We start from the raw sequence: 12,654 nt of genomic DNA, 5'->3' as shown, positions 1-12,654 counted from the left end.
ACCAGGAGAACCATGACCACCGTCGCTCCCCCCTCCGACACGTTCGCCCGCGACTGGGCCGACTGGCACCGCCGGCACGAGACCCTCCGCGCCGACCCGCACGGATTCCTCGCCGTCACCGGCCTGCACTGGCTGACCGCCGAGCCGCAGCGGGTCCCGGGCGCCCCGGGCGCGTGGTCGACCGGCCCCCGCGGGGTCGTGGTGACCCTGGACGAGGGGGAGGAGCTGGCCGTGGACGGCGTGCCGCTGCACGGCGAGCACGGGTTCGGCGTCCTCCCGGAGCGCGGCGGGGTCACCGCGACCGCCGGCGACGCGGTGGTCGAGGTGGCCCGGCGGGGCGGGCACGACGTCGTCCGGCCCCGGCACCCCGACCACCCGCTGCGGGTCCGGTACACCGGCACGCCCACGTTCGAGCCGGACCCGCGGTGGGTCGCCGAGGGCCGCTACGTGCCGTTCGACGAGCCCCGGCCGACGACCGTCGGTGCGGCCGTCGCGGGCCTCGAGCACGTCTACGACGCCCCCGGCGCGGTCGAGTTCGAGCTCGCCGGCCGCCCCCTGCGCCTGACCGCGTTCAACGGCGCCGCGCCCGGCAGCCTGTTCGTGCTCTTCACCGACGAGACCTCCGGCGTCACCACGTACGCCGCCAACCGGTCGCTGGCGCTGCCGGCGCCCGACGCCGACGGGCGGGTGGTGCTCGACTTCAACCGGGCGGTGAACCTGCCGTGCGCCTACACCGACTTCGCGACCTGCCCGCTGCCCCCGGCGGAGAACCGGCTGCCGATCGCGGTCGAGGCCGGCGAGCAGATCCCGCTCGAGCGCCGGGCATGAGCGCCATGCACCTGGCCGTCGCCCTGGACGGCGCCGGCTGGCACCCCGCCGCCTGGCGCGAGCCGGACGCCCGGCCGGCCGAGCTGCTCACCCCCGGCTACTGGGTCGACCTGGTGCAGGAGGCCCAGCAGGGCCTGCTGGACCTCGTCACCCTCGAGGACGGCCTGTCGCTGCAGTCGACCGACCGGTACGGCCCCGACGACCGGACCGACCAGGTCCGCGGCCGGCTGGACGCCGTGCAGGTGGCCGCCCGCGTCGCGCCGGTGACCGAGGGCATCGGGCTGGTCCCGACCGCGGTGGTCACGCACACCGAGCCCTTCCACCTGTCGAAGGCGATCGCCACCCTGGACTACGTGAGCACCGGCCGCGCCGGCGTCCGGGTCAAGGTGAGCAGCAACCCCGCCGAGGCGGCGCACTTCGGCCGGCGCACCCTCCCCGCGCTGGGCAGCGTCGACCCCGCCGACCCGGCGGTGCAGGCCGCCCTGCGGGAGCTGTTCGACGAGGCCGCGGACTGGGTGGAGGTCGTCCGCCGGCTCTGGGACAGCTGGGAGGACGACGCCGAGATCCGCGACGCCGCGACCGGCCGCTTCGTCGACCGCGCCAAGCTGCACCCCGTCGACTTCGCCGGCCGCTGGTTCGCCGTGCGCGGCCCGTCGATCACGCCCCGGCCTCCGCAGGGGCAGCCCGTCGTGACCGCGCTGGCCCACCAGGCGATCCCGTTCGAGCTGGTCGGGCGCAGCGCCGACGTCGGGTTCGTGACGCCGCGGGACGCGGCCGACGCCACCGCGATCGTGGCGGAGATCCGGCGCGCCCAGGACGCGGCGGGGCGGTCGGAGGAGACGGTGCACGTCTTCGGCGACCTCGTGGTGTTCCTCGACGACGGCCCGGCCGCGGCCGCCGCCCGGCGCCGGCGGCTGGACGCGACCGCGGGCAGCGAGTACGTCAGCGACGCGAGGGTCTTCGCCGGGTCGCCCGCCCAGCTCGCCGACCTGCTGGAGGAGTGGCACGCCGCCGGGCTCACCGGCTTCCGGCTGCGCCCGGCGACGCTGCCGCACGACCTCGTGCAGGTGACCCGCGGGCTGGTGCCCGAGCTGCAGCGCCGGGGCCGGTTCCGCACCGCCTACGCGGCGACGACGCTGCGCGGGCACCTCGGCCTGCCCCGCCCCGCCAACCGCTACGCCGCCGTCTGAAGGAGCACCGTGACCAAGCAGATCCACCTGGCGGCGCACTTCCCCGGGGTCAACAACACCACCGTCTGGAGCGACCCGGCCGCCGGCAGCCACATCGAGTTCTCGTCCTTCGCCCGGTTCGCCCAGGCCGCCGAGCGGGGGAAGTTCGACTTCCTGTTCCTCGCCGAGGGGCTGCGGCTGCGCGAGCAGAACGGCCAGATCTACGACCTCGACGTCGTCGGCCGGCCCGACACCTTCACCGTGCTGGCCGCGCTGGCCGCCGTCACCGACCGCCTCGGCCTGACCGGCACGATCAACTCGACGTTCAACGAGCCCTACGAGGTGGCCCGCCAATTCGCCACGCTCGACCACCTCTCCGGCGGGCGGGCGGCGTGGAACGTGGTCACGTCGTGGGACGCCTTCACCGGCGAGAACTTCCGGCGCGGCGGCTTCCTCCCGCAGGACCAGCGCTACGAGCGGGCCCGCACGTTCCTGGAGACCGTGCTGGAGCTGACCGGCTCGTGGCGCGGGGACGAGATCGCCGCGGACAAGGAGAGCGGGGTCTTCCTCCGCGACCCGCAGGCCGGCCGGTTCGCGCACCGCGACGCGCACTTCGACATCTCCGGCCGGTTCGACGTGCCCCGCAGCCCGCAGGGGCACCCGGTGGTCTTCCAGGCCGGGGACTCCGAGGAGGGCCGGGAGTTCGCCGCGGCCAGCGCGGACGCGATCTTCAGCCGGCACAGCACCAAGGAGGCCGCGCAGGCGTTCTACTCCGACGTCAAGGGCCGCCTGGAGCGCCACGGCCGGTCGCGGGACTCGTTGCTGATCCTCCCGGCGGCCACCTTCGTCATCGGCGACACCGACGCCGAGGCCGCGGAGCTGGCGCACGAGGTGCGGCGCCAGCAGGTGTCCGGCCAGACGGCGCTGCGGTTCCTCGAGCAGGTGTGGAACCGGGACCTGTCCGACCTCGACCCGGACGGCCCGCTGCCCGACGTCGACCCGGTGGTGGGGGAGGAGCACGTGGCGAAGGGCCGGGCGCAGGTGCGCATGTACCGCGACCCGCTGGCCACCGCCCGGCAGTGGCGGCAGCTCGCCGCGGAGAAGGGCTACTCGATCCGCGAGCTGATGATCGAGGTGCAGAGCCGGCAGACCTTCGTCGGCAGCCCGGCCACGGTCGCGGCCACCATCGACGACCTCGTGCAGTCCGACGCCGCCGACGGCTACATCCTCGTCCCGCACATCACCCCGGGCGGGCTGGACCCGTTCGTCGACCGCGTCGTCCCGCTGCTGCAGGAGCGCGGCGTCTTCCGCACCGACTACGAGGGGACGACGCTCCGCGACCACCTCGGGCTGCCCGCGGTGCGCTGAGCGCACCGCGACACCACGGCCGTTGCGCCTCCCCACCGCCGGGGAGGAGGGTGTCGCGCGCGGCCGGGACGAGGGAGCGCGGGATGGCGGGCGACGGCTCGGGCTTCGCGGGGGTCGCCCGCCTCCTGGTCGGCGGCGTGCCGCTGGCCTACCGGGAGCTCGGATCGGGTGAGCCGGTCGTCCTCGTGCACGGCGGCATCAGCGACCTGCGGACCTGGACCCCGCAGCTGCAACCGGTCGCCGCCCGGTACCGGGTGATCGCCTACAGCCGCCGGTTCGCCCGCCCCAACGCCGACGTCCCGCCGGGCGTGGCCGACCCGATGGCCGTCCACGTCGACGACCTGGTCGCCGTCCTCCGGGAGCTGGACGCGGCGCCGGCGCACCTGGTCGGGAACTCGTGGGGCGCGTTCATCTGCCTGCTCACCGCGATCGCGCACCCGGACGCCGTCCGCAGCCTCGTCCTCGAGGAGCCGCCGCTGCTGTCACTGGTGCTGGGCCCGGGCCGGCGCCCGCACCCGGGGGTGCTCGCTCGCAACGTGGTCCGGCACCCGGGCACCACGCTGGGCGTCCTGGGGTTCGGCCTGCGCACCTTCGCCCCGATGGCGTTGGCCCAGCGGCGGGGGGACGACGAACGGGCGTGGCAGACCTTCGCCCGCGGCGTCCTGGGCCGGGAGGCGTTCCGGAGCCTGACGGCGGACCGCCGGCAGCAGATGCGGGAGAACGCGACGACCCTGGCGGGGAACCTGCGGGCGGGCTTCCCGCCGCTGCCCGAGCCGGCTCTCCGCAGGCTGGAGGTGCCCACGCTGCTGCTCACCGGTGCCCGGAGCCCGGCCGTCGTGCGGGGGCTCAGCCGGTGGCTGGCGACGCTGCTGCCCCGCGCGGAGCAGCTGACGGTGCCGGGCGCGTCGCACCTGGTGCACGAGGACCGGCCGGAAGCGGTCAACGACGCGATCCTGCGGTTCCTGGACCGGTGCCGGCCGGGCGACTGACGCCGCCCGGCCGGCACCGGGTGGCTCAGGAGCCGACGGCGGGGTTGACCACCGGCTCGTCGACGGCCTCGTCGGACAGGCCCCAGCGCTGCAGGGTCCGGGCGTAGGTGCCGTCCTCGAACACGTGCTGCAGCGCCGCCTCGACGGCGTCCACCAGGCCGTTGTCCTTGAGCGTGGTGGCCGCGACGTAGGTGGTGTCGGGCCACCCGGCGTTGACCGTGCCGACGATCTCGACGTCCCCGGCCGACTGCTGGTAGACGGCGTTGGGGTTCGGACCGAGGTAGGTGTCGATCCGGCCCGACTGCAGCGCCAGCAGGGCGTCGGCGGCGTTGGCGTGGTACTCCAGCTGCGCGGGCTCGAGCCCGGCGGCCTCGTTCTGCGCGTTCCAGTCCAGCAGGATCCGCTCCTGGTTGGTGCCGGAGCCCACCGCGATCGTGAGGCCGGCGATGTCCTCGGCGCCGGCGATCGACAGCCCGCTGCCGGGCTTCGCGGTGAACGCCATGACGCCCTGGCGGTACGTGGCGAAGTCGAACAGCTGCAGCCGCTCGTTGTTGACGCCGACGTTGCTGAACACCGCCTCGAGGTCACCGCTCTGCACGCCGAGCGGCCACTGCTCCCAGGCCACGTTCACCACCTCGAGCTCCAGGCCGAGGGACTCGGCGACCAGCGAGGCGATGTCGACCTCGCTGCCGACGACGGTGCTGTTGTCGTCGGCGAGGAAGCCCAGCGGCGGCTCGCCGGTGCCGACGACGCCGACGGTCAGCTTCCCGTCCTCGGCGATGTCGGCGGGCACGAGCGCGGCGGTGTCGGGGTCCTCGTCGGTGTGGACCCGGCCGGCCTGCGCGGCGCTGGTGTCCACCTAGAGGACCGAGGTGGTCTCGCCGGCCTCGGCGGCGGCCGCGGCGGTGTCGGCGCGCTGGTCGGCCTCGATCTCCGCGGAGCTGGTGCAGGCCGACAGGAACACGACGGTGGACAGGGTCAGGGCGGTGGCCACGGGCAGCGCGGCGGGACGGCTGCGACGGGTGCGGGTACGGGTCATCGGGGATCTCCTCGCGGGGTTCAGGCGCCCAGGCCGGGCGGGTTGGTCTCGGCGCGGTCGACCGCCTCGGCGCCCAGGCCCCAGCGGTCCAGGACCTCCTGGTAGCTGCCGTCCTCGATGGCGGAGTTCAGCGCGGCGGTGAACGCCTCGGCCAGGCCGTTGCCCTTGGCGGTGGCGACGGCGATGTTCGCGGTGTCGGGCCAGCCGCCGTTCACGGTGCCGGCGACCGCGACGTCGTCCGGGGAGACCGCGGCGCTGTAGGCGGCGATGGCGTTGGGGCCGACGTAGGAGTCCAGCCGGCCGGACTGCAGGGCCAGCACGGCGTCGTTGTAGGACTCGTAGTAGTCGATGGTGACCGGCTCCAGGCCGGCGTCGGTGTTCTGCTGGTCCCAGGCGAGCAGGATCTGCTCCTGGTTGGTGCCGGAGCCCACGCCGACGGTGAGCCCGGCGATGTCGGCGGCCTCGTCGATCTGCAGGTCGCTGTCGGCCTCCACCAGCCAGCCGAGCTGGTCGACGCGGTAGGAGGAGAAGTCGAACAGCTGCTTGCGCTCCTCGGTCACGGTGACGTTGGAGATGGTGGCGTCGACCTCGCCGGACCGGGTGGCCAGCGGCCAGTTGGACCAGTCGTTGACGACCAGCTCCAGCTCCAGGTCGAGCGCGTCGGCGACCAGGGTGGCGATGTCGGTCTCGCTGCCGATCACGGTCTGGTTGTCGTCGGCGAAGAAGGCCAGCGGCACCGCGCCCTGGGTCACCGAGACCCGGAGCACGTCGTCCGGGAAGGCCCCCTCGGGCAGCAGCGCGATGGCCTCCTCGTCGGGGGCGGTGTGGATGCGGTCCTGCTCCGGGCTGGTGTCGACGGTGAGGGAGGTGCGCTCGCCACCCTCGTCGGCGCGGGCCTGCTCCTCGATCTCCGCAGAGCTGCTGCACGCCCCCAGCGCCAGCAGGGACACGGCGGCCAGGACGCGGACGAGGCGGGCTCGTCGGGTACGGGGGGTCACGATGGTTCTCCTCGGGCAGGCTCGAAGGACCCCCTGCCCCCCACCGCTCGCGGGCTCGCGGCGGGCCCCTACAGGGGGCCGTGGAGGCGTGGGGCTTGGATTGGATTGCGGTTCGGGTGGGGTCAGAGGACCTTGGCGAGGAAGGCGCGGGTCCGTTCGTGCTGCGGGTCGTCGAGGACCCGCTCGGGCGGGCCGGTCTCGACGATGCGGCCGGCGTCCATGAAGACCACCTGGTCGGCGGCCTCGCGGGCGAAGCCGATCTCGTGGGTGACCACGATCATCGTCGTCCCGGTGCGGGCGAGGTCCTCGATGACGCCGAGCACCTCGCCGACCAGCTCCGGGTCCAGCGCCGACGTGGGCTCGTCGAACAGCAGGACGGCCGGCCGCATCGCCAGCGCGCGGGCGATCGCCACGCGCTGCTGCTGGCCGCCGGACAGCTGCCGGGGGTAGACGTCGGCCTTGTCGGCCAGGCCCACCCGCGCCAGCAGCTCGCGGGCCTCGGCCTCCACCTCACTCCGGCGGCGGCCCTGCGCGGACACCGGCGCCTCGACCACGTTGTCCAGCGCGGTGAGGTGCGGGAAGAGGTTGAAGCCCTGGAAGACGAAGCCGAACCGCGTGCGCTGGCGCAGCAGGTCCTTCTCCTGGAGCTCGTGCAGCCGCTCGCCGTCCCGGTGGGCCCGCCGTCGGTAGCCGACGAGCTCGCCGTCGAGGGCGACGAAGCCGCGGTCGACCTTCTCCAGGTGGTTGATGCTGCGCAGCAGCGTCGACTTGCCGGAGCCCGACGGGCCCAGCACCACGGTGACGCTGCCGGGCTCGACGACCAGGTCCACGCCGTGCAGGACCTCCAGCGTGCCGAAGGACTTGTGCACCCCGTGCACCTCGACCCGGCCGGGCCGGACGGCCGCGGCGGTCACCGGGACACCTCGCGGGTGGAGGAGACGCAGGCGAGACCGGCGGTGAGGTTGGCGCGCAGCCGCTGCAGCGGTGTCGGCGGCAGCGTGCGGACCGCGCCCCGGGCGTAGTACCGCTCGACGTGGTACTGGACGACGGTGACCACCGTGGTCAGGACGACGTACCAGACGGCGGCCACGATGAGCATCGGGAGCACCCGCTGGGTGCGGCCGTAGATCACGCTGACGGTGTAGAAGAGCTCGCCGAGCGCCAGCACGTAGACGATCGAGGTGCCCTTGAACAGGCCGATGACCTCGTTGACCGCCGTCGGCACGATCGAGCGCATGGCCTGCGGCAGCACGATGCGGGTGGTCTGCCGGCGGCGCGGGATGCCGAGGGAGGCGGCCGCCTCCAGCTGGCCCTGGTCGACCGACAGGATGCCGGCGCGGACGATCTCGGCGGAGTAGGCGGCCTGGTGCAGGCCCAGGCCGAGGACGGCGGCGCCGAACTTGTCGATCAGCGAGAGGGTCTCGACGCTGGCGAAGGACGGGCCGAACGGGATGCCGAGGTCCAGTGTCTGGTACAGGTAGGCGAGGTTGTACCAGAGCAGCAGTTGCAGGATCAGCGGCACCGAGCGGAACACCCAGGTGTAGCCCCAGCTGACCGCCTGCAGCAGCGGCGAGCGGGACAGCCGCATGAGCGCCAGCACCGTGCCGAGCGCGAAGCCCAGGACCGCGGTGATCAGCGTCAGCTGGATCGTTGTCCAGACGCCGCGGACGATCGACTCCTCGGTGACGTACGCGGCGACGACGTCCCACTCCCACCGCGGGTTGGTGACCAGCGAGTTGACCACCATCGCCAGCAGGACGGCGACGACGGCGGTGGCCACCCAGCGGCCGGGGTGCCGGGCGGGCACCACCCTGAGCTGGTCGTAGGGCGTGCCGGTCGGCGGTGGTGCGGCGGTGTCCGCGGCAGGGCGGGGGACGACGGCGGTCATTCGGGGTCTCCCAGGGGCTTGTCGAAGGCGTAGCCGAGCTCGCCGGGCGGCAGGGTGCGGAGGGTGGCCAGGTCGGTGGGGCGCGGGACGGCCGGGTCGAACAGCGGGGTCCAGCCGGCGGCCAGGTAGAGGGCCTTGGCCTCGGGCTGGCGCGGGCCGGTCGTCAGGTACATGCGGGTGTAGCCGCGGGCGGCGGCGCGCGCCTCGAGCTCGGCGAGCACCCGCCGGGCCAGGCCGCGGCGCCGGTGGGCCGCGGCGGTCCACATCCGCTTGACCTCGGCGGTGCCGGGGTCGGCGTGCCGGCGGTAGGCGCCGCCTGCGACCGCGACGCCGTCCTCGAGCACCAGGATGAGCTCGCCGTCCGGGGGGAGGAACTGCTCGGCGGGGAAGCGGGCCATCTCCGCGGCCGCGCCGCCGAAGAGGTCGCCGTAGCGGGTGTCGTACTCGACGGTGAGCTCGGCGAACAGCGGCGCGGCGAGCGGGTCGTGCGGGTGGACGCGGACCACGTGCAGGCCGGTGGAGGTGGTCACGCGGTCACCTCCGTGTCCGGCCGGAGGCGCCTGGGCAGGGGGGTGCGGGACATGCGGGGTGCTCCCAGGGGACGAGCGGGTGGGGGTGCGCGGGCACGCCGCCGGCACCGCGGGAAGGCGGTGGGCAGGAGCGGGCGGGGCCGCGGGACCGGGGAACCGGTCAGGAGGGGGAATGCGTCAGCGACAGAGCGCGCTGTCGGTACGCAGGAGGTCGACCGTCGGTCGGCCGACGAGGTCGGTCGAGAGGTCGCGCACGCTCGGCGTGCCGGCGGTGCTCACGGGGGCGTGCTCCTCGTTCAGAGCCCGGGAGGGCTGCGGACTTGCCGACGCGGGATGCGTCGGCCAGGTCGTCACCCGGGGCACCCCGTCGCAGCGGAGGGTTGCCGGCCAGCGAGCCGGGGCTTGTGTGCTGGCACTCAGGACCTGGCCGGGACGATAGGCACCGGATGTCATATCCGTCAATCCCGATCGGTTTGGTAGACATTGGTGAGACACCGCACCGGCCAGGAGGAGGAGGGGGCGTGACCCGATCGGAGCTCGCACAGCGTCGGCACGTCGACCTGCTCCGCACCAGCAGCGCCCTGTGTCCGGAGGACTGACCCGCCCGTCCCTCGTCCTCCCGGCACTGGAGCGCCCCCGCATGTCCCGCCCCGACCCCCTCCGCGCCCCGACCCTGGTCGTCGTCGGCGCCGGCCCCACCGCGATCGGCGTCCTCGAACGCCTCGTCGCCTCCGCCCCCGAGCTCTCCGCCGGCCGGCGCCTGCACGTCCACCTCGTCGACCCGTTCCCGCCCGGCGGGGGTCGCGTCTGGCGCGCCGCGCAGCCCGCCCTGCTGTGGGCGAACTCGCTCGTCGGCGACGTCACCGTCCTCCCCGACCCCTCGGTCGTGGTCGACGGCCCGGTGGGGGAGGGCGCCACGCTGTGGCAGTGGGTGTGCGACGTCGCCCGGCACCGCCCGGCCGACGACCCGGTCGGCCGCGAGGCCCGCGGGCTCACCCCGTCGTCCTTCCCCTCCCGGCCGCTGGTCAACGCCTACCTCGGCTGGGTGCTCGACACGGTGGTCGCCGCTGCCGCGCCCTGGGTCGACGTCCACCTGCACGCCACCCGTGTGCTCGACGTGGCTGACACCCCCGCGGGCACCCGGGTGCGGCTGGCCGACGGCGCCGAGCTGGCCGCCGACGCCGTCGTGCTGGCCCAGGGGCACCTCGACGCGCGGCCCACGGCGGCGGAGCGGTCGACGACGGAGCGCGCCGAGCGGCACGGCCTCACCTACGTGCCCACGGGCTACACCGCCGACCTGGACCTGTCCGCGCTGGCGCCCGGGGAGGACGTCCTGGTCCGCGGGGCGGGCCTGGCCTTCGTCGACCTCGCGGTGCTGCTCACCAGCGGCCGCGGGGGACGGTTCACCCGGGACGACGACGGCCGGCTGCGCTACCACCCCTCCGGGCGGGAGCCGGTGCTGCACGTGGGCTCGCGGCGCGGCGTCCCCTACCGGTCCAAGCTCGGGTACACGTGGGCCGGCCCGCCGGTGCCGCTGCGGTTCTTCACCCTCGCCGCCGTCGACGAGGCGTTCGGCCCGTCCCGGCGGCTGGACCTGCGGGCCGACCTCGCGCCGCTGATCGAGCGGGACCTCGCCTGGGCGCACTACACCGAGCTGTTCCGGGCCTTCCCCGAGCGCACCGCCATGCCGTGGGAGGAGTTCGCCGAGGCGTACGTCGCGGCGGCCACCCCGCGCGCCGAGCGGACGCTGGTGGCCCGCGCCGTGCCCGACCTGGTCGACCGGTTCGACCTGGCCGCGCTGGACCGCCCGCTCGCCGGCCGGTGGTTCGCCGAGCCGGAGGCGCTGCAGGACGCGGTGCGCCGGCACGTGCGCGCCGATCTCGACCGTGCCGCCGACCCGCGGTTCAGCACCGACGCCGCCGTCTTCACCGCCCTGCTGCAGTGCCACGGCACCATCGCCGCGCTGGCGGCGGCGCGGCGGCTGACGCCGCGGGCGGAGTCCGAGGACCTCGCCGGCTGGTGGATGAACCTGTTCAGCTACCTCGCCAGCGGGCCTCCCGGCCCGCGGCTGGAGGAGCTGCTCGCCCTGTCGGAGGCCGGCGTGCTGCACTTCCTCGGCGCCGGCGTCGAGGTGGTGCTGGACGAGGACGCCGGGGTCTTCCGCGCGCACTCCACCAGCTGCCCCGGGGTGGTCGAGGCCCGCGCCCTGGTCGAGGCGCGGGTGCCGTCGCCGGACGTCACCGCCACGCCGGACCCCGTCGTCACCGGCCTGCTGGGCCGCGGTGAGGCCCGCGAGCGGGTGCTCGCCGACCCCGGTGCCGCGGCCGGCGTCCGCGGCACCGGGCGGCTGGACGTCGACGCCGACCTGCGGGTGGTCACGGCATCCGGGGAGCCGCACCCGACGATCCGGGCGGCCGGCTTCTGGACCGCCGGCGCCCAGGTCGCGGCCTTCGCCCGCCCGCGCACCAACGCGCCGTTCTTCCGGCAGAACGACGCCCTCGCCCGCGACCTCTGGCACACGCTCACCGGCGCGGGGCAGGAGCCCGTCGTCCCCGTCCTCGCCGCCGGGGCCGCCTGACGCTCCCCCTCGACACGGCGTTGCAACCGTGGTTGCATCGCCGTGTGCAGCGTCCGACGTCGCCGGCCGGTGAGTGGGTGCTGCTGTCCTACCGGCTGCCGCGGGAGCCCTCCGGTCCCCGGACGACGCTGTGGCGCCGGCTGCGGCGGCTCGGCGTGGCCCAGCTGTCCGACGGCCTGGTCGCCCTGCCCGCCGACGCCCGCACCCGTGAGCAGCTGGAGTGGCTCGCCGACGACGTCCTCGAGGCCGGCGGGACGGCGGGGCTGTGGGTGGCGCGGCCGGGCAGTGCCGCCCAGGAGCGGGCCCTCGCCGCGCGGATGGCCGCGGCACGGGCGGAGGAGTACCGGGCGCTGGCGGCGGAGTGCCGGGCGGCCGCCGACGCCGATCCCGCAGAGCGCGCCCGGGCCCTGCGCCGGCTGCGCACCGAGTTCCGCGCGATCGGGCGGCGCGACTTCTTCCCGCCGCCCGAGCGCGACGAGGCGACCGCCGCGTTGCAGACCCTCACCGCGGCCGGCGACGTGGCGGTGGCGCCGTGAGGTGGGCGACCCGGGCCGGGGTGCACATCGACCGCGCCGCCTGTGCCTGGCTGATCCGCCGCTTCCTGGACCCGGAGGCGGTGTTCGTCTTCGTCTCCGACCCGGCCGAGGTGCCCGCCGACGCCACCCCGTTCGACATGCGCGGGGTCGAGCTCGGCCACCACGGCGGCGACTGCTCGTTCGAGACCATCCTGCGCCGCCACGAGCTCACCGACCCGGTGCTGTGGCGGGTCGCCGAGGCGGTGCACGAGGCCGACCTCGACGACGGGCGGTTCGACGCGCCCGAGGCGCCGGGTCTCGACGTCCTCCTGCGCGGCCTGTCGATGACCGGCACCGACGAGCAGACCCTCGCCGTCGCCGGTCCGCTGTTCGACGGGCTGTACGAGTACCACCGCCGCCGCCTGCTGCTCGGCCGCGAGCCGGCCTGACCTTCCGTCGGAGGACCTGATGCGCAGCACCGCCGACCACGGCTTCTCGGTCACCGTGTACGTCCACCGCAGCCGGGCGCGCGCGTACGTCCAGGTCGTCGGCGGTGTCCTGCTCGGCCTCGGCCTGGCCGCGGCCGTCGGGCTCGACCCCGGCCTGGTCTTCGCCGCCTACACCGCCGGCACGGGTCTGCTCCTGCTGTGTCTGGGGCTGCTGCTGCCCGAGGACCCCGACGCCGCCCCCGACCAGCCCGGCCGATGCGGTCCTCCTCCGCGCTGAGCCGCCCCCGCCCGCACACGAGACGA

14 protein-coding genes and 1 riboswitch are annotated in these 12,654 nt (G+C 75.2%); of the genes, 8 read left to right on the top strand and 6 right to left on the bottom strand.

The window, feature by feature from the left end; translation table 11 throughout:
* The first annotated feature begins 12 nt into the window (after nucleotides 1–12).
* From ACI784_RS06640 to ACI784_RS06625, 4 genes are all read left to right on the top strand, one after another.
* Nucleotides 13–828, top strand: coding sequence for a DUF1684 domain-containing protein (locus tag ACI784_RS06640; protein WP_456923464.1), 816 nt, complete (start codon nucleotides 13–15; stop codon nucleotides 826–828).
* Nucleotides 825–2,018, top strand: coding sequence for an LLM class flavin-dependent oxidoreductase (locus tag ACI784_RS06635; RefSeq protein WP_457012888.1), 1,194 nt, complete (start codon nucleotides 825–827; stop codon nucleotides 2,016–2,018). Before ACI784_RS06640 ends, ACI784_RS06635 begins: the two co-directional genes overlap by 4 nt.
* Nucleotides 2,019–2,027: 9 nt before the next feature.
* On the top strand, nucleotides 2,028–3,365 hold the full coding sequence (locus ACI784_RS06630) for an NtaA/DmoA family FMN-dependent monooxygenase (RefSeq protein WP_457012887.1): 1,338 nt from the start codon (nucleotides 2,028–2,030) through the stop codon (nucleotides 3,363–3,365).
* Nucleotides 3,366–3,448: 83 nt separating this feature from the next.
* Nucleotides 3,449–4,354: an alpha/beta fold hydrolase gene (locus tag ACI784_RS06625; protein WP_457012886.1), complete on the top strand. Its 906-nt coding sequence runs from the start codon at nucleotides 3,449–3,451 to the stop codon at nucleotides 4,352–4,354.
* 25 nt (nucleotides 4,355–4,379) lie between these two features.
* On the opposite strand, the gene ACI784_RS06620 is transcribed toward ACI784_RS06625, so the two are convergent.
* From ACI784_RS06620 to ACI784_RS06595, 6 genes are all read right to left on the bottom strand, one after another.
* The gene (locus ACI784_RS06620; protein WP_457012885.1) at nucleotides 4,380–5,213 is read right to left on the bottom strand and encodes an ABC transporter substrate-binding protein; all 834 of its coding nucleotides are present in this window, start codon (nucleotides 5,211–5,213) and stop codon (nucleotides 4,380–4,382) included.
* Nucleotides 5,214–5,393: a hypothetical protein gene (locus ACI784_RS06615; RefSeq protein ID WP_457012884.1), complete on the bottom strand. Its 180-nt coding sequence runs from the start codon at nucleotides 5,391–5,393 to the stop codon at nucleotides 5,214–5,216.
* A 20-nt stretch (nucleotides 5,394–5,413) separates the two neighbouring features.
* On the bottom strand, nucleotides 5,414–6,391 hold the full coding sequence (locus ACI784_RS06610; protein WP_457012883.1) for an ABC transporter substrate-binding protein: 978 nt from the start codon (nucleotides 6,389–6,391) through the stop codon (nucleotides 5,414–5,416).
* A 122-nt stretch (nucleotides 6,392–6,513) separates the two neighbouring features.
* Nucleotides 6,514–7,305, bottom strand: a complete 792-nt coding sequence (locus ACI784_RS06605) for an amino acid ABC transporter ATP-binding protein (RefSeq protein ID WP_456923457.1) — start codon at nucleotides 7,303–7,305, stop codon at nucleotides 6,514–6,516.
* The gene (locus ACI784_RS06600) at nucleotides 7,302–8,279 is read right to left on the bottom strand and encodes an amino acid ABC transporter permease (RefSeq protein WP_457012882.1); all 978 of its coding nucleotides are present in this window, start codon (nucleotides 8,277–8,279) and stop codon (nucleotides 7,302–7,304) included. Before ACI784_RS06600 ends, ACI784_RS06605 begins: the two co-directional genes overlap by 4 nt.
* Nucleotides 8,276–8,809: a GNAT family N-acetyltransferase gene (locus tag ACI784_RS06595; protein ID WP_456923455.1), complete on the bottom strand. Its 534-nt coding sequence runs from the start codon at nucleotides 8,807–8,809 to the stop codon at nucleotides 8,276–8,278. Before ACI784_RS06595 ends, ACI784_RS06600 begins: the two co-directional genes overlap by 4 nt.
* A 311-nt stretch (nucleotides 8,810–9,120) precedes the next feature.
* Nucleotides 9,121–9,233, bottom strand: a riboswitch (SAM riboswitch).
* A gap of 216 nt (nucleotides 9,234–9,449) precedes the next feature.
* On the opposite strand from ACI784_RS06595, the gene ACI784_RS06590 reads away from it, so the two are divergent.
* From ACI784_RS06590 to ACI784_RS06575, 4 genes are read left to right on the top strand one after another with little or no spacing between them, the layout of a single operon-like run.
* A complete protein-coding gene (locus tag ACI784_RS06590) occupies nucleotides 9,450–11,387 on the top strand; it encodes an FAD/NAD(P)-binding protein (RefSeq protein ID WP_457012881.1) in 1,938 nt (645 codons plus the stop codon).
* A gap of 44 nt (nucleotides 11,388–11,431) precedes the next feature.
* Nucleotides 11,432–11,923 (top strand): Chromate resistance protein ChrB, encoded by a 492-nt coding sequence (locus tag ACI784_RS06585; protein ID WP_456923453.1) that lies wholly within the window; start codon nucleotides 11,432–11,434, stop codon nucleotides 11,921–11,923.
* Nucleotides 11,920–12,351: a chromate resistance protein ChrB domain-containing protein gene (locus tag ACI784_RS06580; protein ID WP_456923452.1), complete on the top strand. Its 432-nt coding sequence runs from the start codon at nucleotides 11,920–11,922 to the stop codon at nucleotides 12,349–12,351. The genes ACI784_RS06585 and ACI784_RS06580 overlap by 4 nt, the downstream gene beginning before the upstream one ends.
* A 19-nt stretch (nucleotides 12,352–12,370) precedes the next feature.
* Nucleotides 12,371–12,628 (top strand): hypothetical protein, encoded by a 258-nt coding sequence (locus ACI784_RS06575; protein WP_457012880.1) that lies wholly within the window; start codon nucleotides 12,371–12,373, stop codon nucleotides 12,626–12,628.
* Nucleotides 12,629–12,654 lie beyond the last annotated feature (26 nt).

Source organism: Geodermatophilus sp. SYSU D01186 (genome assembly GCF_054050215.1).
This window is presented reverse-complemented; position numbering and strand designations above follow the sequence as displayed.

What these genes read in the sequence shown, in the direction of transcription:
- ACI784_RS06635 (WP_457012888.1), top strand. Translation starts at nt 825, where the DNA reads ATGAGCGCCATGCACCTGGCCGTCGCCCTGGACGGCGCCGGCTGGCAC.
- ACI784_RS06615 (WP_457012884.1), bottom strand. Translation starts at nt 5,393, where the DNA reads ATGACCCGTACCCGCACCCGTCGCAGCCGTCCCGCCGCGCTGCCCGTG.
- ACI784_RS06575 (WP_457012880.1), top strand. Translation starts at nt 12,371, where the DNA reads ATGCGCAGCACCGCCGACCACGGCTTCTCGGTCACCGTGTACGTCCAC.
- ACI784_RS06590 (WP_457012881.1), top strand. Translation starts at nt 9,450, where the DNA reads ATGTCCCGCCCCGACCCCCTCCGCGCCCCGACCCTGGTCGTCGTCGGC.
- ACI784_RS06640 (WP_456923464.1), top strand. Translation starts at nt 13, where the DNA reads ATGACCACCGTCGCTCCCCCCTCCGACACGTTCGCCCGCGACTGGGCC.
- ACI784_RS06600 (WP_457012882.1), bottom strand. Translation starts at nt 8,279, where the DNA reads ATGACCGCCGTCGTCCCCCGCCCTGCCGCGGACACCGCCGCACCACCG.
- ACI784_RS06625 (WP_457012886.1), top strand. Translation starts at nt 3,449, where the DNA reads ATGGCGGGCGACGGCTCGGGCTTCGCGGGGGTCGCCCGCCTCCTGGTC.